Below are 22,123 nucleotides of genomic sequence, written 5' to 3'. Positions count from 1 at the left end.
TCGTTTCAAAGAGGGAAGACAAATTTTTAAGATTGTAGTAATTTAGAAACCATTTGCGGAATTTGATTAGCCTGTGAAACCATACTGAGCGCAACTTTAGTTAATAATTTAAACTTTAAAAAATCGCTCATTTCCTGCGCCATATCCGCGTCTTCAATTCGAGAAGAAGCATCTGTTAGGGCCATACTTTGACTATTTAAATTTTCAATATTAAATTGTAAACGATTTATCATAGCCCCAAGATCAGCACGATGAAGTGATACATTTTGCAAGGCTTCTTCAATTTTACGAATTGCCGTTCTTGCTTCTTGTTCTGTTGAAATCTTGATGTCATGTTGTGTAGGGGAAGGGGGGATATGGTGTACTGTATGACCGATATCGTCTAACGTAATAGGACGGCTTTGTCCATCAAATACAAATAAATCATTAAACTCAGTTGTCGCACCAATATAGCCAACTTGCTCTGTTAAAGATTGAAACTCTTTATTTAACGAATCACGGTTTTTATTTGAATTTGTATCGTTTGCAGACTGAACAGCTAAATCACGCATACGCTGTAAAATATTCGTCACAGTTTGAAGAGCAGCTTCCGCTGTCCGAAGCATTGATAGCGCATCCTCATTATTACGAATCGCCACACGCATACCACTCGCTCGTGCATGCATACGAGTCACAATTGCAACATTAGCTGGATTATCAGAAGCATGGTTTAACTTCTTACCAGTCGCCAAATGCTCCATCGCAATATTCATACGTTTTTCATTCTCATATAGTGATTGCCTAGCATTCATACTTAAAACATTCGTACCAATACGCATAATAGACACTCCTTATAGATTGATATAGTTAGTGTTCTAAAGCTAATAAACGGCTATGGATAGATAAAAAGGCTTATGCTCATTTGCTGTTGTTCTTTTAACATAAGAGGGGATCAAAATAGGCACTGACCGCTTCTACATATCGCGGATGCTCCCGTCCATCTAAAAAAAGAAGCGTTTTACAAATAATTTATTTATATAGAAAAATAAACCTCTCCGCAAGCAGAGAGGTTTATTCAGGAAACTAGCTCAAATGGCTTATTGTAATAATTTAGAAACCATTTGTGGCGTTTGGTTTGCTTGAGAAAGCATGCTGATACCAGCTTCGTTCAAGATTTTGAACTTAGTCATTTCAGACATTTCTTTCGCCATGTCAGCGTCTTCGATTTGAGAAGCTGCTGAAGCCATAGAAGAAGATTGGCTCTTCAGGTTGTTTACGTTAAAGTCAAGACGGTTTAATGTAGCACCTAGTGTTGCACGGTTAGATGCGATTGTTTCAAGAGCTGCATCAATTGATTTAATTGCTTCAGAAGCGTTTGGTGCAGCTTTTGTAATATTACCTGCTGTAGGTGCAGTATAAGCAGCTCCAACTGCTTGAGCAAGTGCTAGTGTTTTAGTACCAGCTTCATCGTACGCTTTAATTGCAGTTTCAATACCTTTAATTGCAGTGTCACTCATTAAGTTTTTATCAACCTTTTCGAATGCCGTTTTAAAACCTTCAACTGCTGTTGTAAGGGCTGCTTCAGTTGGTGAACCAGTTAAACCAGCTAAAGTACCTTTAGCTGCAGTTAAAGCAGCAATGTTTGTATCTTTCGCAATGTCTGCTGTTGTAATTGCGATTGTTTTAGTACCAGTTCCTTCAATAGATAATGTGTCAATCTTTAAAGCTGAAGTAGATGAATCAGCTAGATTAATATTGATTTGTTTCGTTGTATCAGCGTTATCTAGAGTTTGGATAGCAATAGATTTGTTATCGCCATTTAATAATTTCTTATCGTTAAACTCTGTGTTTTTAGAAATGTAATCAATTTGTTCTTTTAATGCAGAAAATTCTTTATCTAATGCTTTTTGGTTATCACTAGTGTTCGTACCGTTTGCAGATTGGTTAGCGATGTCACGCATACGAAGTAAGATATTAGATACAGAGTTTAAAGCTGAGTCAGCTGTACGGATTAATGACATACCGTCTTGTGTGTTGTTAGCTGCTACTCCTAAACCGTTTTCACGTGCACGCATACGAGTTGCGATTGCAAGACCTGCTGCATCGTCAGAAGCGTTGTTGATACGTTTACCGCTTGATAAACGGTCCATAGCGTTGCTCATTTTTGTTTGGTTTTGGCGCATGTACTCTTGAGTACGCATGCTGTTAATGTTTGTATTAATTCTCATGTTAAGAAACCCCCATTTTTTTATATTGACTTTTCTGCAAATTGAAAAACGGTAATATGCGAAAAAATCAATTTCGAGATTTATTGTAATCCTTGCTACAACGGGTGTCAACTAAAAATTCGAATTAATAAATATAAAAAAATAACAGTTTAACAATATATTCATTTTTTTATTACATAATTATTAAAAGGATTATTGCAAACTTTAAAAAAAAACTCTAATATTAGATTATCTTTGTTTACCGAAAAGGTGATATTATGGTAGTTGGAAATATAGTAAAAGAAGTGCTTGCATATAAGAAAGGACAAATTCAGCAAAAGCTAAGTAGTCCGCAAGCATTCGTTAGTAGTCGTTTTCAAGAGAAGTTGCAGAGTGAACCTGCAAAGGAGACGAAGGGTACTACGCAGCCGGCAAACATAGAAGATATGAGTCAGCCGGTACAATCTACGAAAATAGAAACGATTGTTACTAAACCGGAACAATCTATTCATAAAGTAGAGGAAGCGAGTAAGCCTGAAGAAAAGGCTGAAACGAGGAAAGCAGATGAAGTGCAAGTTGCGCAAAAAGAGTTTGAACGACGTTTCCCAGAAACGAAAAATGAGGCTGTTGACACGTGGGAATTAACGAAGAAGTATAATATTCAAAAAATACGTTCTTCCAATGAAGGGAAGTATGAGGATATTATTGATCGCGTTAGCCGTACATATGGAATTCCGAAAACGTTAATTCAAAAAATGATTGAAGTAGAGTCTGATTTTAATCCGAAAACGGTGTCACATGCAGGGGCGATGGGACTTATGCAACTTATGCCAGCGAATGTGAAGGAGATGGGTGTGAAGAATCCATTTTCACCAGCTGAAAGTATTGAGGGCGGCGTGAAAGAGTTAAGCGGTTATTTAAAGAAAAATAACGGTGACTTAGTATTGGCGCTTGCTTCTTATAATGCTGGTCCTGGTAATGTGAGAAAGTACGGAGGCGTACCACCATTTAAAGAAACGCAAGGATATATTAAAAAAATATTAAATATCGACGTTTCAAAATAAGAAGTTTCATATATAGAGAGAACATGAAATTTTCGTGAACATGATATGGGAGTTGGCTAGATTTGAAATTACAAGATGATATTCCGTTAACAATTTATTTTGAAATCGGAAATACGAAAAAGAAAATTGAAGATCTGCTTCATATTACGAAAGGTACATTGTATCGTCTTGAAAATTCAACGAAAAATACGGTGCGTCTTATGCTTGAGAATGAAGAGATTGGAACCGGAAAGATTTTGACGAAAAACGGGAAGATGTACGTTGAAATCGTTGAATTGAAAAGGTAGGGAAGGGGATTGTCATGAGTGGCGAAAAATTAAGCCAAGAGCAAATTGATGCCCTGCTGAAGGCGGTAAATGAAGGCGAGGAAATGCCAGCTTTTGCACAAGAAGCAGGGAAGCAAGAGAAATTTCAAGAGTATGATTTTAATAGACCAGAGAAGTTTGGTGTTGAGCATTTACGTAGTTTGCAAGCAATTGCTTCTACGTTTGGAAAACAGACGTCACAGACGTTGTCAGCGCGTATGCGTATTCCGATTGAGCTAGAGCCTTCAACAGTTGAGCAAGTTCCATTTACGAGTGAGTATGTGGAGAAAATGCCGAAAGATTATTATTTATATTGCGTAATTGATCTCGGTTTACCAGAGCTTGGAGAAATTGTTATTGAGATTGATTTAGCATTTGTTATTTATATTCATGAATGCTGGCTTGGCGGAGATAGTAAGCGTAACTTTACGATGCGCAGACCACTAACGGCGTTTGAGTTTTTAACGCTTGATAATATATTCTTGCTTCTTTGTAAAAATTTAGAGCAATCATTTGAAAGTGTTGTTGCGATTGAACCGAAGTTTGTAACGACGGAAACAGATCCGAATGCATTAAAGATTACGACAGCGAGCGATATAATTTCATTACTGAACGTAAATATGAAAACAGATTTTTGGAATACGACGGTGCGTATCGGGATTCCGTTCTTATCTGTTGAAGAAATTATGGATAAGTTAACGTCTGAAAATATTGTCGAACATTCTTCAGATAAACGTAAAAAGTATACGTCTGAAGTGGAAGTGAAAGTAAATCAAGTGTACAAACCTGTTCACGTTGCAATTGGTGAGCAGAAAATGACAATGAGTGACATTGAACAAATTGAAGAAGGCGATATTATTCCACTTCATACGAAAGTTTCGGATGAATTACTCGGTTATGTAGATGGAAAGCATAAATTTAATTGTTTTATTGGGAAAGATGGAACGCGTAAAGCGCTCCTATTTAAAAGTTTTGTAGAGTAGGAGGATCCATATGAAGCATGAAGTATCTCCTGTGTCCTTAATGGGATTAGAAGAATTTGCAGGGAAACGCAATGAAGCGAGTAAAGCACATATTGATACTGTTTCAGATATTTCGATTGAACTTGGCGTAAAGCTTGGGAAGTCATCTATTACGCTCGGTGATGTGAAGCAGTTAAAAGTTGGCGATGTTCTTGAAGTAGAGAAAAACTTAGGACATAAAGTAGATGTGTATTTAAGTAATATGAAGGTCGGCATCGGTGAAGCAATCGTAATGGACGAGAAGTTCGGCATTATTATTTCTGAAATTGAAGCTGATAAGAAGCAAGCTGCGCTTATGAAGGCGCAAAGTCAAATGCAAGATAAAGAGTAGAGGAGGAGTCATATGTCGTATATGACGACCTTATTTCAAGTCGTTTTACTGTTTGGGGCACTCGGTTACGGTGCATTTTATATGACGAAAAAGACGCGCAAACAGCAGTTTTTTAAGCAAGGTGAAAATGGCCATATTCAAGTAAAAGACGGTGTATATTTAAATCATCAAACGAGTGCTTTTTTATTTGAAGTGGATGGCAAGCAAGTATTCACTGTTATTAGTAATAACGGTGTGCAGTCTGTGCAATTAACAGGAACAGGAAATCAGTTTCAACAAGCGCTAGAAGACGCGGTGAAGAGTGAAACGAAAAAAGTAGAGGATCCATCATGAGAATAAAGAAACAGTTATCAGTATTAGCCGTTATTTTCGTATTTTCTATCGTTTTTTCAATTATTTTTGTAAATCCAGCGTATGCAGCCCCGAACGGTTTTATTAATTTCGAAAATGGAAAAGAGTTTACGAGTAATTCAAGTGTACAGTTATTTGCACTCGTTACCCTTCTATCATTATCTTCTTCTATCGTTCTTTTATTTACGCATTTTACTTATTTTATGATCGTTCTTGGAATAACTCGTCAAGGACTTGGGGTAATGAACTTACCACCAAACCAAGTGCTTGTTGGACTTGCTTTGTTTTTATCACTATTTACGATGCAACCGGTGTTAGGTCAGTTAAAGAGTGATGTGTGGGATCCGATGACGAAAGAACAAATAACAGTAAGTCAAGCTGCGGAGACGACAGCTCCGATTATGAAAGATTACATGGCGAAGCATACATATAAGCATGATTTAAAAATGATGCTGAAAGTACGCGGTGAAGAGTTGCCGAAAGATTTGAAGGATCTTTCATTATTTACGCTCGTACCATCCTTTACGTTAACGCAAATTCAAAAAGGATTATTAACGGGGATGTTCATCTATTTAGCGTTTGTATTTATAGATTTGATTATTAGTACACTTTTAATGTACCTCGGGATGATGATGGTACCGCCGATGATTTTAAGTTTACCGTTTAAAATACTCGTTTTCGTATATTTAGGTGGATATACAAAAATCGTCGATATAATGTTTAAAACGGTCGCCTGAAGCGTTTGATGCTATGTGATAGGAGTCATATAAATGAATACGTCACCAATTATAGATATTTTTCAAACCTTTTTTTATAAAGGGGTTATGATTTTAATGCCGGTTGCCGGTGTAAGTATGATTGTCGTTATTATCATCGCTGTCATTATGGCGATGATGCAAATTCAAGAGCAAACGTTGACGTTTTTACCGAAAATGGCGAGTATTGTACTCGTTATTATCATTTTAGGTCCGTGGATGTTTCAAGAGTTAACGACGCTTATTTTAGATTTATTTGATAAAATTCCATCGCTATTGCGTTCGTACTAAGATAGGTGAACTGAAATGAATATGGAATTATGGGCGGCGACGTTTTTTGCGTTTTGCCGTATTACTTCATTTTTATATTTTTTACCTTTCTTTTCAGGACGGTCGATTCCTGCAATGGCAAAGGTTACATTTGGACTTGGTCTTTCGATTACAGTGGCCGATCAAGTTGATGTCTCTCACATAAAGACAGTTTGGGACGTCGCAGCTTATGCAGCAACGCAAATTGTAATTGGATTATCCCTTGCAAAAATTGTAGAAATGCTGTGGAACATTCCGAAAATGGCCGGACATATTTTAGACTTTGATATCGGTTTATCACAGGCAAGTTTGTTTGATGTAAACGCAGGGTCGCAGTCTACTTTACTATCAACAATTTTCGATATATTTTTTCTCATTATTTTTATTTCACTTGGCGGCATTAACTATTTCGTTGCCACGATTTTAAAATCGTTTCAATATACAGAGGCGATTTCAAAATTGTTGACGACTAGTTTTTTAGATAGTCTACTCGCAACGTTATTATTTGCGATTACATCAGCGGTCGAAATTGCTTTACCGCTTATGGGAAGCTTATTCATTATTAATTTCGTCCTAATTTTAATCGCAAAAAATGCACCGCAATTAAATATTTTTATGAATGCATTCGTCATTAAAATTACATGTGGTATTTTATTTATTGCAATGAGCGTACCAATGCTCGGTTATGTGTTTAAAAATATGACAGATGTATTACTGGAAGAGTATACGACACTATTTAACTTTTTCTTAACGAAGTAGGGGGACGCGTATGGCAAAGGATAATAAAACAGAAAAGGCCACCCCGCAGAAGCGTAAAAAATCGCGTGAAGAAGGGAATATCGCCCGGAGTAAAGATTTAAATAATTTATTTTCTATTCTCGTATTAGCAGTTGTCGTTTATTTTTTCGGAGATTGGCTAGGGTTTGAGATTGCCAATTCTGTAGCGGTGCTGTTTGATCAAATCGGAAAAAGTACAGATTCGACCGAGTATTTTTATTTAATGGGGATTTTGCTACTAAAAGTATCAGCTCCTATATTAATACTCGTATATGCTTTTCATTTATTCAATTATATGATTCAAGTCGGTTTCTTATTTTCTTCTAAAGTCATAAAGCCGAAAGCATCACGTATTAATCCGAAAAACTATTTTACGAGACTGTTTAGTCGTAAAAGTTTAGTAGATATTTTGAAATCACTGTTTTATATGGGATTAATCGGTTACGTTGCGTACGTTCTTTTTAAAAAGAATTTAGAGAAGATCGTGAGTATGATTGGATTTAACTGGACTGCGTCACTTACTGAAATTATTAGGCAAATTAAATTTATCTTTTTAGCTATTTTAATTATTTTAATCGTTCTTTCTATTATTGATTTCATTTATCAAAAGTGGGAGTACGAGCAAGATATTAAGATGAAAAAAGAAGAAGTAAAACAAGAGCATAAAGATAATGAAGGGGACCCACAAGTAAAGGGGAAACGAAAAAACTTTATGCATGCCATCTTGCAAGGGACTATTGCGAAAAAGATGGATGGTGCAACGTTTATTGTAAATAACCCGACGCATATTTCAGTCGTACTTCGTTACAATAAACAAGTTGATGCGGCGCCAATTGTCGTTGCAAAAGGGGAAGATGAGCTCGCATTATATATACGGACGCTTGCCCGTGAACAAGAAATACCGATGGTGGAAAACCGTCCGCTCGCTCGGTCTTTATATTATCAAGTCGAGGAAGATGAGACGATTCCAGAAGATTTATACGTAGCTGTAATTGAAGTTATGCGCTATTTAATTCAAACGAATGAACTTGAAGTATAATAGCGCGTTTGGAGGGGATCTCTTTGTTTAAGATGGATTCTGCAAGAACCTATTTTTCTATCTTTTTAGCAGCGTCATTCGTTGTGGCGCTCTTAATTCCACTTCCACCATTTATACTTGATATCGTTATCGTTTTTCTACTAAGTATGTCAGTACTTATTTATATGCGAGCTACAAGTATTAACGAGTGGGATGAATTAAAGTCATTTCCGACGATGTTGTTATTAATCGGGATTTTCCGCGTATCGATTAACGTTTCGACGACGCGAGCGATTTTAACAGACGGAAATGCGGGTCATGTTATTGAAGAGTTCGGTCAGTTCGTAATTGGCGGAAACTTATTAATTGGTATCGTTATTTTTATAGTTTTAATCATTTTCCAGTTTATCGTTGCAAACGGTGCATCTCGTACCGCTGAAGTAGCAGCTCGTTTTACACTTGATTCTTTACCAGGGAAACAAATGTCTATCGATGCGGATTTAAACCAGCGTATTATTTCAGAAAAAGATGCACAAGCAAAACGAAAAAAATTAAATATGGAAACAGAGTTTTACGGGGCGATGGATGGTGCCGGGAAGTTCATTAAAGGGGACGTTATTTTCGGGATTGTCATTTTATTCGTAAATATCATCTTCGGTTTAATTGTCGGAATGATGCAGCAAGGAATGAGCTTTGCAGATGCGGCTCTTCATTATACACAGTTAACTGTCGGTGACGGAATCGTAAACCAAATCGGTTCGTTAATGCTTGCGATTTCAACAGGTATTATCGTAACGCGTGTATTTGATGGTTCACCGGATACGGTAACAGAAGGAATCTTTAAAGAGTTATTAGCGCATGAAGTTGTTGTATATGCGCTCGGTGGTTTGTTTATCGCAATGGGTATTTTTACTCCGCTACCATTCCTACCGTTTGCTCTCGTTGGTGGAACAATTATCTTCTTAGGAATTCGCAATAAAAAGCGAATAAAGAAAGAGAAAGAAGACGAGCTCCAAAAAGAATTAGAAATGATTCAAGGCGAGGATGAGCAATTACAACAAGTGGAAGATTCATTTGGAGTCTTTACAGATAAATATCCGATTATTGTAGAACTCGGTTTAGATTTAGCGGCACTTGTAAAGCAGAAAATTAATGGGGAAACAGCTCGTGATAAAGTTGTTCTTATGAGGAAATCGATTATTACTGACCTTGGTATTAACGTTCCTGGCATTAACTTTAAAGATAATACGAGTTTTAGACCACGTGGTCGTTACATTATTCGTATTAAAGGTGCGAAGGCGGCTGAAGGTGTTTTAAAATCAGGTTATTTATTAGCACTAAAAACACCGAACGTAATGGCTGATCTAGATGCAGAACCAGCGAAAGATCCAATCTTCGGTGAAGATGGATATTGGATCTTAGAGCATATGGTGCAAGATGCACAAATGAAGGGCTATCAAGTGTTAGAGCCACTTAGTATATTAATTACACATTTAGATGTTGTCGTTAGACGTAATCTTCATGAGTTAATTCAGCGTCAACATGTGAAAGACTTAATTAACTCGCTTGAAAATGATAATGGCGTTTTATTAGAAGAGATTAAGAAGAAAGAAATCGATTTATCACTCGTTCAAAATGTTATTAAACAACTTCTAAAAGAAGGTATTTCAATCCGTGATTTACCAACGATTATTGAAGGTATTATTGACGGAAAAGAAGTGTATCAAAATCATGTTGATGGTGTAACGGCATTCGTCCGTGAATGTATTTCAAAAGTTATTTGTGAAAATGCGAAAAATCCGGACGGGAAAATTTATGCGGCGCTTTTCTCTGATTCAATAGAGCTAGATGCGGATGTTGTGAACAATTCCTATCAAGGTTACTTATTAAACTGGGATTTAGATTTAGAAACACGTGTCATTGAGCAAGTACAGCGCGTCTTTAAACAAGCCCGTTTAATGGGAAGAGAGCCAGTGTTATTAACGCGTAGAAAAGATTTCAGATTTGCGATTGTAAGACTGCTAGAACGTTATCAAGTGGAAGCACAAGTACTGTGTATTAGCGAATTAGCACCAGAAATTGTTGTAGATCAAATTGCCTATATTGAATAGTAGGGGGTGAAGTAATGGAAAGTACAGAAAAGAAAGAAGCGTTAATGCGAATAAAAGCAGCTTCGAAAAATGAATTGTATCGAAAGTTATTTGACCAATATGGTACAGATTATTATTACGTTGTCGATGAAAGTGTAAAACGAAATATCCCGTTTTTTTGGAAAAAGGATTATGAAATGTTAGTTGCTTTTCCAGAGGATAAACAGGAAGAAGTGAATGAAGGAACAGCACAATTTCATGAACAATTAATGGATGTTGTGAATGATCCTTCAGAACAAATTGTGAAGGCGAATGGAATTCAATCAGTACTGCACAATTTAGAAAACGTAACGACTTCTATGTCATACGCGGCAATGCAAACAGGAAATAGTGAAGAATGGGCAAGAAAAAAAGAGAAACTATTAAAGCTGTTTGAAAAAGGAATCGTCGTGGTGAAACAGACGGAAGAAACGAAAGTAACGAAAAAGCAAAAAGTTGTGAAACAAGTCGTTCCGGCGAAGAAAAAAGAAGTAGTTGCAAAGAAAGAAAATCAAGAATCTGTACCGTTTATTATTCAAAAAGTAATTCGGATGCTAGAACAAAACGATGTAGAACAATATTTCATTCATGCATATGCTGAAAAGTTAAAAGTGAAGTTTGAAAATGCAACGATGATTACAGAAGAGGAAGTAATCGGGTATATATTAGAAGATATGAGATCTCACTTCAACACTGAAAATGTATTTGAAAAAGAAGTACAAACAATTGCATTAATCGGTCCAACTGGCGTTGGGAAAACGACGACGCTTGCGAAAATGGCATGGCAATTTCACGGTAAGAAAAAAACGGTTGGCTTTATTACGACGGATCACTCTCGCATTGGGACAGTACAGCAACTGCAAGATTACGTAAAGACAATTGGATCAGAAGTAATCGCTGTGCGTGATGAAGCGGCAATGACAAGAGCACTTACGTATTTTAAAGAAGAAGCACGCGTCGATTATATTTTAATTGATACAGCCGGAAAAAATTATCGTACGTCAGATACAGTAGAAGAAATGATTGAAACGATGGGACAAGTAGAACCAGATTATATTTGTTTAACGTTATCAGCTTCTATGAAAAGTAAAGATATGATTGAAATTATTACGAACTTTAAAGATATTCATATAGATGGTATCGTGTTTACGAAATTTGATGAAACAGCAAGTAGTGGCGAATTGTTGAAAATTCCAGCAGTTTCATCAGCTCCAATTGTATTAATGACAGACGGACAAGACGTAAAGCAACATATACATATCGCTACAGCTGAACATTTAGCGAAACAAATGTTACAAACATCGTAAGAAAAGAGGTGAAGAATAAGGCGGTTGCCTTATTCAAAGGAATATGAACGGTCTTTATATAGGTTCTATGGGAATGATGAATTACATGCAGCGTATTAATGTTCATTCGAATAACGTTGCAAATGCCCAAACGACAGGATTTAAAGCAGAAAATATGACTTCTAAAGTATTTGATGTACAAGACACATATCGCCGCGGAGATGGGGCTATGACAAATATCGGTTCGGTCGATTACGCTGTAGTACCAGCTGCGACGCATGTGAACTTAGTACAAGGAAATGTACAAATTACAAATAGTGCTACAGATTTCTTTTTAGATGACGGTGCGGCAGGCACATCATCATTTTTCGTTACATCTAAAAATGATGAAACGTTTTTAACGAGAGATGGAAGCTTCACATTAAATAGTGATCGTTATTTGCAAACATCGTCTGGTGCATATGTTATGGATGTAAATAATGAACGTATTCGTATTCCTGAAAATGTGAATTTCTTCGTATCTAATAATGGAGAAATTTATAGAGAAATTAACGAGGGAACTTTGCAAAAACCAGATATTAAGAGAATCGTAATTGCACAGTTGCAAACAAAAACAGTAGATGCAGAAACAAATGCTCGTCTCGTGCAGCGTGAAAACAAAAGCTTTACACTAGCAGAAGGAAATATTGCTAATTTACCGAATGGAACAGGAATAGTAAAAAATCATATGCTAGAAAATTCAAATGTAGATATGACGAAAGAGATGGCAGATCTTATGTCGAGTCAAAAAATGATTCAAGCATCTCAGCGTATTATGACTTCATTTGATAAAATTTATGAAAAAGAAGCGAATGAAATATTGAGATAAAGGAGACTTCCCGTTAAGGGGAGTCTTTTTTTGGTTGCTTTTATTACAGTTACAACATAAAATGATAATCATTATCACTTTATGTTGTTTAATAAGAATGGAAGTTGTGATGGTCGTATCAATTGTTTAACTAGGTGAATTAAAAACGAAGGGGAAGGTGTATTTATGTCTACTAAAAAGAAACTTTGTATTGGATTATGTTTAATTTCTAGAAAGAAAGAACAAGAGAGTATGTTTAATTTCTAGAAAGAAAGAACAAGAGAGTATGTTTAATTCAGGGATAGATGAACAAGTAGAGTTGGCACTACAGGCAGAAGAGGCTAAGTTAGATTTTGTTTTTAAAGCAGATTATTTAGTGGCGCACCCGGATTTAATCGCTCGTAATAAGGGGAATGTAATGTTAGATCCGACATTATTATTTACTGCTATTACGTATGCAACAGAAAAAATTGGAGTGGTTACGACTGCCTCCACATCGTTTTATCCACCATACATACTTGCGAGGCAATTACAATCTTTAAATTGGATTAGTAATGGCCGAGTAGGTTGGAATATTGTCACATCCATTGATGGTGCAGAAAACTTTGGTGAGACAGGGATGCCGCCATCTGAGGAACGATATGCGAAAGCTGCAGAATGTACAGAGTTAGTAAGGAAACTTTGGAGAAGCCATCCTTATGAAGTTTTGAAAGTAGATAACACTGAAGTCATTAGAGAGATGGTAAAGCCTATTGAGCACAGTGGTGAATACTTTGAGGTGAAAGGGCCACTTAATATTCCGCAGCATATTTCAGGAGAAATGCCATTATTTCAAGCGGGTGCTTCAGAGGCTGGCCGTAATTTCGCTGCTTCTGTTGCGGATGCGATTTTCGCCGCGATGCCAGATATAGAATCAGGAATCGAACTTCGTCAAAATTTAAGAAGAAGAGCAGAAAAGCATGGCCGAAAGCAAGATGATGTACGGGTATTACCTGGATTGTATTTCTTTATCGGTGATACATATGAAGAAGCGCTAGAGATGCATAGGCAAGCTCATCAACATCTCACAATGGAGAAGAGATTGGCTTTACTTGAAATGGTACTCGGATTAGATGCTAGAGGAATTTTACTAGAAAGTAAGATAAAGGAAGATATGTTGCCAAGTAGAGAGCAAACTGTACGTAGTAAAACACATGCCGAATTATTACGGAATTTCATCATTAAAAATGAACCAACTGTTGAACAAATACTAGAACGACCAGAAGTTGTTTGTTCTGCTCATTGGGTTGCGATTGGTACACCACAAGATGTATTCCAGCAAATTATGGAAAGATTTGAAGCAGGAGCACTAGATGGATTTATTGCAATTCCAGGTGGGCCTCAGAAATCATTGGATCTATTCTTTAGTGAAGTTATTCCGTTATTTGTGAAGGCGGGTATATTTAGGGAAGAATATACAGGTTCAACTTTGCGTGAACATTTAGAGGGGACTTCATTAAATACTTTGCTGTTAAAATAAGTAGAATACTATGTAGAAAATGCCTTTCATAAGAAGGCTTTTTCTTTTTTTGTTAAAATTTCAGAATTATCAATTGACTTTATAGGTCTTCTTTTTTTATATTAGTAGGTATAGTAATAACTACTAATATAAAATGAATGCATCGTTTTCAAATGAGAGCTATGTAGATTGTGAGGGGTTACCGATGGATGAAATAATAAAAGAGTTACAAAAGCTAGGTTTTTCCCAATATGAATGCAAAGCGTACATTGGATTATTAAAACATTCCCCAGTAACAGGATACGAAGTGAGTAAACAAACAGGGGTACCTCGTTCGATGATTTATGAAGTACTTGGCAAGTTGATGGATAAAGGAGCGGTGCATATCGTTCCTTCTGAACCAGTGAAATATGTACCAGTGCCAGCTACGGAATTAATGGATCGAATGCGAAAAGACTTTGAAAAGTCCTTTGCATTTTTAGACCAGAAATTAAATTGTTTAGAACAAGAGCGGCAAATTGATGTAATTTCGCATATTCGCTCAAATGATCGTGTTTTGAAAGAAATATGCAATATAATTAATAGAGCAAAAGAAGAGCTATGGATTTCAGTATGGGAAGATCAAGTGCACGAGATTGAGCCGTTCATTCATCAAAAGGAAGAGGAAGGCGTACATATTTTTTCCATTTTATTTGGTGCTCCAGAAACAAAAATAGGAGCGACATTTCATCATAATTATATGACACCTCACGTCGTTGAAAAGAGAATGGGAGGTCATTTAACTGTTATCGCGCGTGATGGGGAAGAAGTATTAATTGCTAACTTTTCAAATGATAGCACTTCATGGGCGGTGACAACGTATGATCCAGCTTTAGTACTCGTCGCTACAGAGTATGTTCGGCACGATATTATGGTGGAAGAGATTACGAAGGAGTTTGGAGCTGATAAATTAGATACATTATGGCGTGAAAACATAGATTTAGTTCATGTCGTAACAGGCAAACGCACGATGGAAGAAATGGAGGGAGATAATGGTGAATAAAGCTCAAGCACATATGACACTGCAGAGCGATGATTCATTTCAGCAAGGTGTAAAGGATTGTTTACCAACTGTATTTGGATATTTGAGCATTGGTATAGCAGCTGGTGTTATTGCGAAAACAGCAGGTTTTTCGGTCATAGAAATCGCCTTTATGTCCACGTTAATTTACGCAGGTTCTGCTCAGTTTATATTAGCGGGGATGTATGCAGCAGGTGCCCCAGCTTCAGCAATTATTTTTACCGTGTTCTTTGTTAATTTACGTCACTTATTAATGAGTGCGGCACTTGCGCCTTACTTCACGAAGATACCTCTTTTTAAAAATGTAATAATTGGTTCGCAAATTACAGATGAAACTTTCGGCGTTGCAGTGCAACAAGCAGCGCAAAAAGGATATTTAGGCGAGAAATGGATGATGGGCCTTAATGTAACAGCGTATTTAAATTGGATTCTTGCTACAGTTATCGGGGGGCTTTTTGGTGAGTGGATACCAGATCCTCATACGTACGGGATGGATTATGCATTACCAGCGATGTTTATCGGATTATTTGTACTTCAGCTAATAAGTAGTAAACCGAAACTAGCAATTCATCTCAGTGTAGCAATTGTAGCGATTATTATCGCATACGTTTCACACTTATTTATGCCAGATAGTATAGCAGTTATTATTGCAACATTACTAGCTGCGACGATTGGAGTGCTGATTGAAAAATGGAAATGAGATTAGATGTATTATTACTATTACTAGCGGCAGGAGCTGTCACACTCGTTCCGCGTATTTTGCCTCTTCTCGTATTTAGTAAAATACAAATTCCAGACTGGGGTTTAAAATGGTTAAATTACATACCAATTGCGATATTAGCAGCACTTTTAGCACAAGTATTATTTATGCATGAGACGATGCAGTGGGATTATCTTATCGCCGCAATTCCAACATTTCTTGTCGCAATCTATACTCGTAGTCTATTAGGAACCGTATTAACTGGAGTGATTGTGATTATTTTGTTACGTTTCTTTTTCTAGAAAGGATTCGGCTTATATAATAGCGAAAGGTGTAATAATAAGAAATATATAGGGGTGGTGTTATGATACTTTTAACGATAGGAGCAATATTGTTAACGTTGTTTATTTTCTTTATTATCGGCTTTATTACGTTTATGATGTTTGTTGATAAGGCGACACCTCAAATTTATTATACACCTTGTGAATCAGTGACAGTGAAGTCTAAAGGTAAAGATAGAAGGAAGAAAAGTTGATGTCGTGCTTTTCTTCCTTTTCTTTTACATTCCTGAAAGAACTAACAACAACACTCCGAATAGAAAACTAATAAAAGAAAGAAAACCGATACATATCGAGAACACACGATTATTTCTCCATTCGCGCCAGAAGACGATAAATCCTAAAATGCAAAGGAAAAACCAAATGGGTAAAAATATGAACTCACTCATTTTCTTGGGGAGTAACGAATAAAAAGTTGTTACATATAGTACCCAATTTGTCAAAAATAAAATACAAACGATAATGGATTGTGAATAGGGACGTTTTAAAAATTTCTCATTTTTAACTGTTATAAAAATGAGAGTTAGCGCTGATATAAAGGCAATGATTATGAAAATAAGTAAGAGTAATGTAAGGGGCATTAGAACCTCCTTTATAAGAGTGCATTCATAAGAAATGAATCTATTAAATTGTATACTTGTTTTGTAGAGTGTTCGTTATATTTTTCAGTGTATGGATTTAAAAATCCATGCTCACCTTGTAGTTGTTTTATTTCTAATAAAGGATTATCTTGTTGCTGTAATGTTTTCGTTAAGGAGGATACTGAAAAACTAATTTCTTTTTCAGGAAAAATCAGTAATGTAGCGCATGCAGGCTTCATGTGAACATAATCACGTATACGAGAGCCGTAACATCCAATAATAAAATCTAGTTTTGGATTGTTACTACATAGCCATGAGATGGTAGCTCCAACGCTAAAGCCGATAAGTCCAATATGTGCGTAACGATTGGAAAGGCTATGAATGAGTTCCTCAATTTGCTTTTTTCCACCATCAAATCCAATGTGGTTCATAAAATATTGGTATGCTTTTTCTTCATTATTATAATGAAATGCCTGTTGTAATTTTAGAAGATTCGGGCAGAATACATCTATTTGAGATGAAGTGAAGTGGTCAATTACATGATGCATATGATCATTTACACCATATATTTCATGTGAAACAACGAGAGCTAATTTTTTCTTCATCATTACAAAATTTCTCTTTGAAACTTGTATTCTTTCTCTACAAGGCAAACACGCAAGTGGAAGTTTTCATACCATTGCTCACGGCCTCTTTTTTTCGCTTCTTTATGTAAGGCGTTCTTTTTCCAATTTTCAATTGCTTCAAGTGATTCCCAATAAGAGATTGTAATGCCGAGGCCCGAATTATCTCGTGCACTTTCTACACCTAAAAATCCAGGTTGCTGTTTCGCAAGTTCCTCCATTGTTTCGGCAACGGTACTATAATCTGTTGTATCATTTGATAAATTAGAAGTGAATATAACTGCATAATAAGGTTTGTTTTTTTCTAAATCAGATTTCATTGTCTTTCCTCCTTAATGTATAGTACGAATAATTCATCCATAGTTTGTATTTTAGCAGGTCACAAAAAGAAAAGAAGTAGAAAATTCTAATTTTTTCATCCCATGTAAAATAGAAGATAGAAGAAATTTATAATAAATAATCTAAAGAAAGAAAAACGCCACTTCAAAAAATTGAAGTGGCGTTTCTTATATTTCCTCTAAGCTATTAACTGGAACAGTTAATTCGCGACCTGGATTTTTTACTTCATATATGCGGGCGGTTTCGTTGCTTTCGTCGACGTGTTGAATCATAACAGGCATGCCTTGAAAACTGACATTGGCATGTTCCGCTGACACAGAAAGCTCTTTTGCACGTTGAATATTCATTTATATTCCTCCCATCATTATTATCTTTGCTAAAAAAGAGGAATAATATACCATTTCGAGACATTCTTAAAGTTTTTGTATTATTTGTAATGTTTCTTTAATAAATGAAGTGAAGATGGAATCAGGATAGGACTGTACGATTTCATATGCTTCTGTTACTTCTTCAAGAGCTCTTTTTTTATCATTAAGTTTGACATAACAAAGAGCACGATATGCCCCAGCTGTTGTAAGCCGTGCGTGATCAAGTGGATGGTTTATATAATCTGGTATGATAGCACGTTGTAATGTTTTTAAAGCTTCTTCGTATTGTTTTAAACCATACAAAGCTTTTCCTTTTTCAAGATAATACGATCCATCATCTTGAAAAATTCGCTCATCTTTTAGTTTTTCTCGAAATTGTTCTACATGTTCTAATGCAATAGTATATTCATGAGTAATTGTGTTGTAGTAGTAAGCTTTTAAAAGATTAATAACCGCTGCAGATAAAGTATCTTCTGTAAAAATGGCAAATTGCTCTGATTTTTTTATGTAATGTAAATATTGTTCTTTATCAGCCGTTAGGACTTTTTGGTAAGATAAAATACGGTAAAATTCATCTGTTTTATAATACACTTGATGTTTTTTTGAAAATGCAAGTGCATCTAAAATGACACTTTCACATTGTTCGTAATTACCATATGCAAGAAAAATAATCGCCTCATATAAATATAACTCGATATGTATAATGAGATCCATTTCTAAATGTTTCTCTTCATAGTCATTTCGGATGCTAGCAATGAGTTGTAAACATTCAGCATACTTTTTACGTGTGAATATCGTAAAGGATAATTTTAATTTTGTTTCCGTACTTTCCCGGTATAACGTATATTTTTCAAAAATAGAAGTAGCCTTTTCCACGTAATGTTCAATATTGTAATCTTTCATTTTAGCCGCAGCTGTTACAAATTGTTTATATAAACGAGCGGTATTCAAAGTGGGAGGTAGCTCTTTTTGAACGATAGGTAGTAAGATCTCATATACTTCATCGTACTTATTTGCTTTTATTAGTTGTTCCATTTGTTGAATGAGTTCTATCGTTTCCACATCATCATCTTCTAGTAAAAAACTCGTTTCGCATCCAAGTTTTTCAGCAATATATTGTAATGTTTTCATGGAAGGTGTAGCTTTTCCGTTTTCAATTTGGCTTAGCATACTTTTTGTCAGTTCTGAACCTGCTAAATCAGTTTGAGTAAGCTTTTTTTCTTTTCGTAACGTTTTAATTTTTGCACCGAGAGTAGCCATTATATGCTCCTTTATAATTTAAAAGTTAAACACAATTAAACTTTTTATTGTAAAAATTGGAAAGTTGATTATATAATAAGTTTAACACAATTTAACTTTTAAGGGGAGAGTGTCATAATGGGGGATGTAAGTATAGGTCAACATGATTGGAAAATGAAGATTGCAACGAGAAATATTATTTTAATGATGATTGGAAAAATGACGTCCTTGTTAGGGGCGGGTATTTATACGTTTGCAATGGGGTTATACGTATTAAAGACAACTGGTTCAGGAATGGGGTTTGCAACTACTCTTATTTGCGGATCAATACCAAGAATGATCTGTGGCCCAATTGCAGGTGCTGTAGCTGACCGCGTCAATCGAAAATGGCTTGTCATTGGCACAGATTTATTAAGTAGTTTAACGATGCTTATTATGTTTATTCTTGCAACTACTTTTGGGCCATCACTACTGTTTATTTATGTATCAGCGGCATTATTATCAATTTGTGCAAGTTTTTATTCTGTAGCATTAACTTCGTCTATTCCTAATTTAGTAGATGAGGAGCGTATTCAAAAAGCGAGTGCTTTGAACCAGACTGCAGCATCATTATCGAATATTTTAGCACCAATTATTGGCGGAGTTGTATTTGGTTTCTTTTCAATTAAGTCGTTCTTTCTGTTAAATAGTATTACATTCTTTTTAGCGGTAATTGTACAATTATTTATCGTATTTGATTTATATAAAAAAGAAATGGTTGAAAGTAAAGAGCATTTCTTGATGAGTATAAAAGAAGGTTTTTCATATATAAAAAGACAGCATGAAATATATGGTTTAATGAAAATAGGGCTATGGGTAAACTTTTTTGCAAGTGCACTGTTCGTTTCACTACCATTTATTATTATTCAAAACCTGCATTTATCCTCGAAGCAACTCGGTGTTGTAGAGGGAATGTTAGCAGTCGGGATGCTAATTGGTGCGATTGCATTATCAGTACGTAAAGAAGTGAATAATCCGTTTTGCTCTGTTTATATTGGGCTGTTTTTATTTGCGGGTTTAAGTTTATGTACAGTCTTCCCATTGTTAGTTACCATTCCGAAAGTAGTAAGTTTTATGTACTATATTGCTTTTATGATTTTAACGGGTATATCAATGATGGCTGTAAATATCCCGATGCAAGTACATTTGCAAAAGACGACAGATCCAAGTTATTTAGGCCGCGTTTTCGGTTTGCTTGAAACAATTGCTACTGCCATTGCACCGCTTGGTATGATTGTATATGGATTATTATTAGATATGTTACCGACTAGCATTGTTATGATGACAATAGGCGGAGGATTATTGTTAGTTGTTTTAGTTGGAGTGAAGAAGCATGTAGCAAAAAAGCAAGTGGATGTGTCAGCCTAAAAGAAAATTTGACTTAATGATAAAAAATGACCAAATTAGTATTTTAGTTTTTGAAACTCTTTTTCATGTATGTTACAGTAAAGTGAGCAGACAAAGAAAAGGAGAAAACATCATGAAAAAAATAAGTTTTGTTATGCTTTTTCTGTTAGTTGTAATGGCTGGATGTAGCAATTATGACACGTATATTGAAACAGGTATGCAATCATTGAAAGATGAAAAATATAGTGATGCAACAATGTGGTTCGAAAAAGCAGAAAAAGAGAAATCAGGAAATGAAGCGAAATCATATAAAGAAATTGCCGAGATAATGGATCACGGAGCAACAGCATTAAAAGACGGTAAGTATTTAGAAGCGAAAGATATTGCAAATGAAGTGTTACAAAAGAAAAAAGATGATGAACTTGAAAAATCTGTAAAATTAAATGCAGAGAATATGCTTCAAAAAGCAAAAGATGTGGAAGAGAAAGTAAATGAAAGAGTGGCAAAGCGGAGAAAAGTAGAAGAAGAAGGAATCGATAAACTTATTAAAGCTGTCGATAGTATAGATGAAGTGAAAGAAAAAGAGAAAAAAGTTTCAGAAGCATTAGATAAGGCTGAGGAGGCACAAGCAAAAATTGAGGCGAAGAAAAATAAATAGAGTTTTAGTTTAAGAGGCTGTCGTGTATAACGACAGCCTTTTAATTTTTGGCTGCGAAAGAAAGGATGCTATGTAGTAAAAAAGAAATGATTTTAGAATTCCATCTGTCCTCATGATGAATCGTATAAATGTTACGCTGAAATTCAAATCTTGGAATTGGTATATAGCATAGCTCATTTCGCTGTATTTCTTGTTCAATAGCAAGTTTAGAAATAAAAACGACGCCATTCCCGTATTTTAAAATTTGTTTCATCGTTTCTAATGAATCTAGTTCAATTTCAGATTGGAATGTGATGTTATGTGCTAGTGTCCATTGTGTAAGTAAATCTCTCGTTGTAGATGGATTACGATGCAATAATATACGTTCTTTTTCGATATCTTGTAATGATACATTTGTCTTTTTAGCAAAATGATGTTCTTTGGAAAAAGCGAGAACAAGTGTATCAGGCATTACATTCGTTTGTTTTAAAAGTGGTTCATCAAATGGTGCAGCAGAAATTACTCCGAGATCAATTTCATGATTTTGTAGCATGATTCGAATTTCAGGAGCTGGTTTTACCATGAGTGTTATTTTTATATTAGGAAATTCGCATTGAAATTGGTGAACAACTTCTGGTAAAAGATAAGTCGCTGGTACATAACTAGCACCGATTGTTATAGCACCTTTATGAAAATCTTTAAACTCTTGTGTGACCCGCCTAGCTTCTTTCATAAGTGCATCTATTTTACAAGCATAATGATGCAATGCCTCGCCAGCCTCTGTTAAGAAATACCTTCCGGAACGTAATTCAAATAAAGACACACCGAGTTCCTCCTCTAAGCTTTTTATATGAAATGTAATAGTAGGTTGTTTCACGCCAAGTTTTTCTGCAACAATCGTAAGCTTTTTGTATTTCTTAATAAGCACTACAATTTCTAATTTTAAGATATTCATTATGAATTGCCCGCCTTTT

26 protein-coding genes and 1 pseudogene are annotated in these 22,123 nt (G+C 35.6%); 19 read left to right on the top strand and 8 right to left on the bottom strand.

The genetic code is table 11. From position 1 onward, the window contains the following. Positions 1 to 26 precede the first annotated feature (26 nt). Both A6J74_RS08520 and A6J74_RS08515 read right to left on the bottom strand, forming a co-directional pair. A complete protein-coding gene (locus A6J74_RS08520; protein ID WP_001219691.1) occupies positions 27 to 818 on the bottom strand; it encodes a flagellin N-terminal helical domain-containing protein in 792 nt (263 codons plus the stop codon). 258 nt (positions 819 to 1,076) lie between these two features. Continuing rightward, on the bottom strand, positions 1,077 to 2,207 hold the full coding sequence (locus A6J74_RS08515; protein ID WP_001222391.1) for a flagellin N-terminal helical domain-containing protein: 1,131 nt from the start codon (positions 2,205 to 2,207) through the stop codon (positions 1,077 to 1,079). 257 nt (positions 2,208 to 2,464) lie between these two features. Between A6J74_RS08515 and A6J74_RS08510 the strand changes: the two genes are divergently transcribed. The 17 genes and pseudogenes from A6J74_RS08510 (at position 2,465) to A6J74_RS08430 (ending at position 16,173) form a co-directional block, all read left to right on the top strand. After that, the gene (locus A6J74_RS08510) at positions 2,465 to 3,250 is read left to right on the top strand and encodes a lytic transglycosylase domain-containing protein (protein WP_000260234.1); all 786 of its coding nucleotides are present in this window, start codon (positions 2,465 to 2,467) and stop codon (positions 3,248 to 3,250) included. A 62-nt stretch (positions 3,251 to 3,312) separates the two neighbouring features. Next, positions 3,313 to 3,537, top strand: coding sequence for a flagellar motor switch protein FliN (locus A6J74_RS08505; protein WP_000775712.1), 225 nt, complete (start codon positions 3,313 to 3,315; stop codon positions 3,535 to 3,537). Between the two features lie 14 nt (positions 3,538 to 3,551). Next, positions 3,552 to 4,538: a flagellar motor switch protein FliM gene (fliM, locus tag A6J74_RS08500; RefSeq protein ID WP_000012359.1), complete on the top strand. Its 987-nt coding sequence runs from the start codon at positions 3,552 to 3,554 to the stop codon at positions 4,536 to 4,538. Between the two features lie 10 nt (positions 4,539 to 4,548). Continuing rightward, on the top strand, positions 4,549 to 4,908 hold the full coding sequence (gene fliN / locus A6J74_RS08495) for a flagellar motor switch protein FliN (RefSeq protein ID WP_000680022.1): 360 nt from the start codon (positions 4,549 to 4,551) through the stop codon (positions 4,906 to 4,908). A 12-nt stretch (positions 4,909 to 4,920) separates the two neighbouring features. Continuing rightward, complete coding sequence (locus A6J74_RS08490; RefSeq protein ID WP_000121169.1) at positions 4,921 to 5,241, top strand: hypothetical protein; 321 nt, start codon at positions 4,921 to 4,923, stop codon at positions 5,239 to 5,241. Next, positions 5,238 to 5,996, top strand: coding sequence for a flagellar type III secretion system pore protein FliP (locus A6J74_RS08485; RefSeq protein ID WP_001220591.1), 759 nt, complete (start codon positions 5,238 to 5,240; stop codon positions 5,994 to 5,996). The genes A6J74_RS08490 and A6J74_RS08485 overlap by 4 nt, the downstream gene beginning before the upstream one ends. 33 nt (positions 5,997 to 6,029) lie before the next feature. Further along, on the top strand, positions 6,030 to 6,305 hold the full coding sequence (locus A6J74_RS08480; protein ID WP_001098085.1) for a flagellar biosynthetic protein FliQ: 276 nt from the start codon (positions 6,030 to 6,032) through the stop codon (positions 6,303 to 6,305). A 15-nt stretch (positions 6,306 to 6,320) separates the two neighbouring features. After that, entirely contained in the window at positions 6,321 to 7,082 is a 762-nt protein-coding gene (locus A6J74_RS08475; RefSeq protein ID WP_001055699.1) for a flagellar biosynthetic protein FliR, read from the top strand. Positions 7,083 to 7,092: 10 nt separating this feature from the next. After that, positions 7,093 to 8,139 (top strand): flagellar type III secretion system protein FlhB, encoded by a 1,047-nt coding sequence (flhB, locus tag A6J74_RS08470; protein WP_001030095.1) that lies wholly within the window; start codon positions 7,093 to 7,095, stop codon positions 8,137 to 8,139. Positions 8,140 to 8,162: 23 nt separating this feature from the next. Beyond that, entirely contained in the window at positions 8,163 to 10,229 is a 2,067-nt protein-coding gene (gene flhA, locus A6J74_RS08465) for a flagellar biosynthesis protein FlhA (protein WP_000475625.1), read from the top strand. A 14-nt stretch (positions 10,230 to 10,243) separates the two neighbouring features. Continuing rightward, positions 10,244 to 11,554, top strand: a complete 1,311-nt coding sequence (gene flhF, locus A6J74_RS08460; RefSeq protein ID WP_000446160.1) for a flagellar biosynthesis GTPase FlhF — start codon at positions 10,244 to 10,246, stop codon at positions 11,552 to 11,554. Between the two features lie 43 nt (positions 11,555 to 11,597). After that, positions 11,598 to 12,401: a flagellar basal-body rod protein FlgG gene (locus A6J74_RS08455; protein WP_001013924.1), complete on the top strand. Its 804-nt coding sequence runs from the start codon at positions 11,598 to 11,600 to the stop codon at positions 12,399 to 12,401. 165 nt (positions 12,402 to 12,566) lie between these two features. Further along, positions 12,567 to 13,899, top strand: a pseudogene (locus tag A6J74_RS08450) (NtaA/DmoA family FMN-dependent monooxygenase). A gap of 184 nt (positions 13,900 to 14,083) precedes the next feature. Next, the gene (locus A6J74_RS08445; protein ID WP_000343347.1) at positions 14,084 to 14,920 is read left to right on the top strand and encodes a TrmB family transcriptional regulator; all 837 of its coding nucleotides are present in this window, start codon (positions 14,084 to 14,086) and stop codon (positions 14,918 to 14,920) included. Continuing rightward, positions 14,910 to 15,638, top strand: coding sequence for an AzlC family ABC transporter permease (locus A6J74_RS08440; RefSeq protein WP_000247290.1), 729 nt, complete (start codon positions 14,910 to 14,912; stop codon positions 15,636 to 15,638). The genes A6J74_RS08445 and A6J74_RS08440 overlap by 11 nt, the downstream gene beginning before the upstream one ends. Then, positions 15,629 to 15,940, top strand: a complete 312-nt coding sequence (locus A6J74_RS08435; RefSeq protein ID WP_000425939.1) for an AzlD domain-containing protein — start codon at positions 15,629 to 15,631, stop codon at positions 15,938 to 15,940. Before A6J74_RS08440 ends, A6J74_RS08435 begins: the two co-directional genes overlap by 10 nt. 62 nt (positions 15,941 to 16,002) lie before the next feature. Next, positions 16,003 to 16,173 (top strand): DUF3951 domain-containing protein, encoded by a 171-nt coding sequence (locus A6J74_RS08430; RefSeq protein WP_000602233.1) that lies wholly within the window; start codon positions 16,003 to 16,005, stop codon positions 16,171 to 16,173. A gap of 24 nt (positions 16,174 to 16,197) precedes the next feature. On the opposite strand, the gene A6J74_RS08425 is transcribed toward A6J74_RS08430, so the two are convergent. From A6J74_RS08425 to A6J74_RS08405, 5 genes are all read right to left on the bottom strand, one after another. Then, entirely contained in the window at positions 16,198 to 16,557 is a 360-nt protein-coding gene (locus A6J74_RS08425) for a hypothetical protein (protein ID WP_001131598.1), read from the bottom strand. 11 nt (positions 16,558 to 16,568) lie between these two features. Then, positions 16,569 to 17,162: a dienelactone hydrolase family protein gene (locus A6J74_RS08420; RefSeq protein ID WP_033657381.1), complete on the bottom strand. Its 594-nt coding sequence runs from the start codon at positions 17,160 to 17,162 to the stop codon at positions 16,569 to 16,571. A gap of 2 nt (positions 17,163 to 17,164) precedes the next feature. Further along, entirely contained in the window at positions 17,165 to 17,500 is a 336-nt protein-coding gene (locus A6J74_RS08415) for an antibiotic biosynthesis monooxygenase family protein (RefSeq protein ID WP_000834001.1), read from the bottom strand. Positions 17,501 to 17,686: 186 nt separating this feature from the next. Further along, positions 17,687 to 17,866, bottom strand: coding sequence for an H-type small acid-soluble spore protein (locus tag A6J74_RS08410; protein ID WP_001025738.1), 180 nt, complete (start codon positions 17,864 to 17,866; stop codon positions 17,687 to 17,689). A 66-nt stretch (positions 17,867 to 17,932) separates the two neighbouring features. Then, positions 17,933 to 19,147 (bottom strand): helix-turn-helix domain-containing protein, encoded by a 1,215-nt coding sequence (locus A6J74_RS08405; RefSeq protein WP_000212333.1) that lies wholly within the window; start codon positions 19,145 to 19,147, stop codon positions 17,933 to 17,935. A 117-nt stretch (positions 19,148 to 19,264) separates the two neighbouring features. Here A6J74_RS08405 and A6J74_RS08400 point away from each other — a divergent pair, with 117 nt between their 5' ends. Then, the gene (locus A6J74_RS08400) at positions 19,265 to 20,533 is read left to right on the top strand and encodes an MFS transporter (RefSeq protein WP_000503119.1); all 1,269 of its coding nucleotides are present in this window, start codon (positions 19,265 to 19,267) and stop codon (positions 20,531 to 20,533) included. A gap of 112 nt (positions 20,534 to 20,645) precedes the next feature. After that, positions 20,646 to 21,170: a COG3014 family protein gene (locus tag A6J74_RS08395; protein ID WP_000723950.1), complete on the top strand. Its 525-nt coding sequence runs from the start codon at positions 20,646 to 20,648 to the stop codon at positions 21,168 to 21,170. Positions 21,171 to 21,210: 40 nt separating this feature from the next. On the opposite strand, the gene A6J74_RS08390 is transcribed toward A6J74_RS08395, so the two are convergent. Then, a complete protein-coding gene (locus tag A6J74_RS08390; protein ID WP_001023488.1) occupies positions 21,211 to 22,104 on the bottom strand; it encodes a LysR family transcriptional regulator in 894 nt (297 codons plus the stop codon). Between the last annotated feature and the right edge of the window lie 19 nt (positions 22,105 to 22,123).

The organism is Bacillus sp. FDAARGOS_235 (assembly GCF_002073415.2).
GTDB lineage: Bacteria > Bacillota > Bacilli > Bacillales > Bacillaceae_G > Bacillus_A > Bacillus_A toyonensis.
This window is presented reverse-complemented; position numbering and strand designations above follow the sequence as displayed.

Bases quoted from the DNA above. Each gene is read 5' to 3' on its own strand.
- A6J74_RS08520 (WP_001219691.1), bottom strand. From the start codon at position 818: ATGCGTATTGGTACGAATGTTTTAAGTATGAATGCTAGGCAATCACTA.
- A6J74_RS08515 (WP_001222391.1), bottom strand. From the start codon at position 2,207: ATGAGAATTAATACAAACATTAACAGCATGCGTACTCAAGAGTACATG.
- A6J74_RS08510 (WP_000260234.1), top strand. From the start codon at position 2,465: ATGGTAGTTGGAAATATAGTAAAAGAAGTGCTTGCATATAAGAAAGGA.
- fliM (WP_000012359.1), top strand. From the start codon at position 3,552: ATGAGTGGCGAAAAATTAAGCCAAGAGCAAATTGATGCCCTGCTGAAG.
- fliN (WP_000680022.1), top strand. From the start codon at position 4,549: ATGAAGCATGAAGTATCTCCTGTGTCCTTAATGGGATTAGAAGAATTT.
- A6J74_RS08490 (WP_000121169.1), top strand. From the start codon at position 4,921: ATGTCGTATATGACGACCTTATTTCAAGTCGTTTTACTGTTTGGGGCA.
- A6J74_RS08485 (WP_001220591.1), top strand. From the start codon at position 5,238: ATGAGAATAAAGAAACAGTTATCAGTATTAGCCGTTATTTTCGTATTT.
- A6J74_RS08480 (WP_001098085.1), top strand. From the start codon at position 6,030: ATGAATACGTCACCAATTATAGATATTTTTCAAACCTTTTTTTATAAA.
- A6J74_RS08475 (WP_001055699.1), top strand. From the start codon at position 6,321: ATGAATATGGAATTATGGGCGGCGACGTTTTTTGCGTTTTGCCGTATT.
- flhB (WP_001030095.1), top strand. From the start codon at position 7,093: ATGGCAAAGGATAATAAAACAGAAAAGGCCACCCCGCAGAAGCGTAAA.
- flhF (WP_000446160.1), top strand. From the start codon at position 10,244: ATGGAAAGTACAGAAAAGAAAGAAGCGTTAATGCGAATAAAAGCAGCT.
- A6J74_RS08455 (WP_001013924.1), top strand. From the start codon at position 11,598: ATGAACGGTCTTTATATAGGTTCTATGGGAATGATGAATTACATGCAG.
- A6J74_RS08445 (WP_000343347.1), top strand. From the start codon at position 14,084: ATGGATGAAATAATAAAAGAGTTACAAAAGCTAGGTTTTTCCCAATAT.
- A6J74_RS08440 (WP_000247290.1), top strand. From the start codon at position 14,910: ATGGTGAATAAAGCTCAAGCACATATGACACTGCAGAGCGATGATTCA.
- A6J74_RS08435 (WP_000425939.1), top strand. From the start codon at position 15,629: ATGGAAATGAGATTAGATGTATTATTACTATTACTAGCGGCAGGAGCT.
- A6J74_RS08430 (WP_000602233.1), top strand. From the start codon at position 16,003: ATGATACTTTTAACGATAGGAGCAATATTGTTAACGTTGTTTATTTTC.
- A6J74_RS08425 (WP_001131598.1), bottom strand. From the start codon at position 16,557: ATGCCCCTTACATTACTCTTACTTATTTTCATAATCATTGCCTTTATA.
- A6J74_RS08420 (WP_033657381.1), bottom strand. From the start codon at position 17,162: ATGAAGAAAAAATTAGCTCTCGTTGTTTCACATGAAATATATGGTGTA.
- A6J74_RS08415 (WP_000834001.1), bottom strand. From the start codon at position 17,500: ATGAAATCTGATTTAGAAAAAAACAAACCTTATTATGCAGTTATATTC.
- A6J74_RS08410 (WP_001025738.1), bottom strand. From the start codon at position 17,866: ATGAATATTCAACGTGCAAAAGAGCTTTCTGTGTCAGCGGAACATGCC.
- A6J74_RS08405 (WP_000212333.1), bottom strand. From the start codon at position 19,147: ATGGCTACTCTCGGTGCAAAAATTAAAACGTTACGAAAAGAAAAAAAG.
- A6J74_RS08400 (WP_000503119.1), top strand. From the start codon at position 19,265: ATGGGGGATGTAAGTATAGGTCAACATGATTGGAAAATGAAGATTGCA.
- A6J74_RS08395 (WP_000723950.1), top strand. From the start codon at position 20,646: ATGAAAAAAATAAGTTTTGTTATGCTTTTTCTGTTAGTTGTAATGGCT.
- A6J74_RS08390 (WP_001023488.1), bottom strand. From the start codon at position 22,104: ATGAATATCTTAAAATTAGAAATTGTAGTGCTTATTAAGAAATACAAA.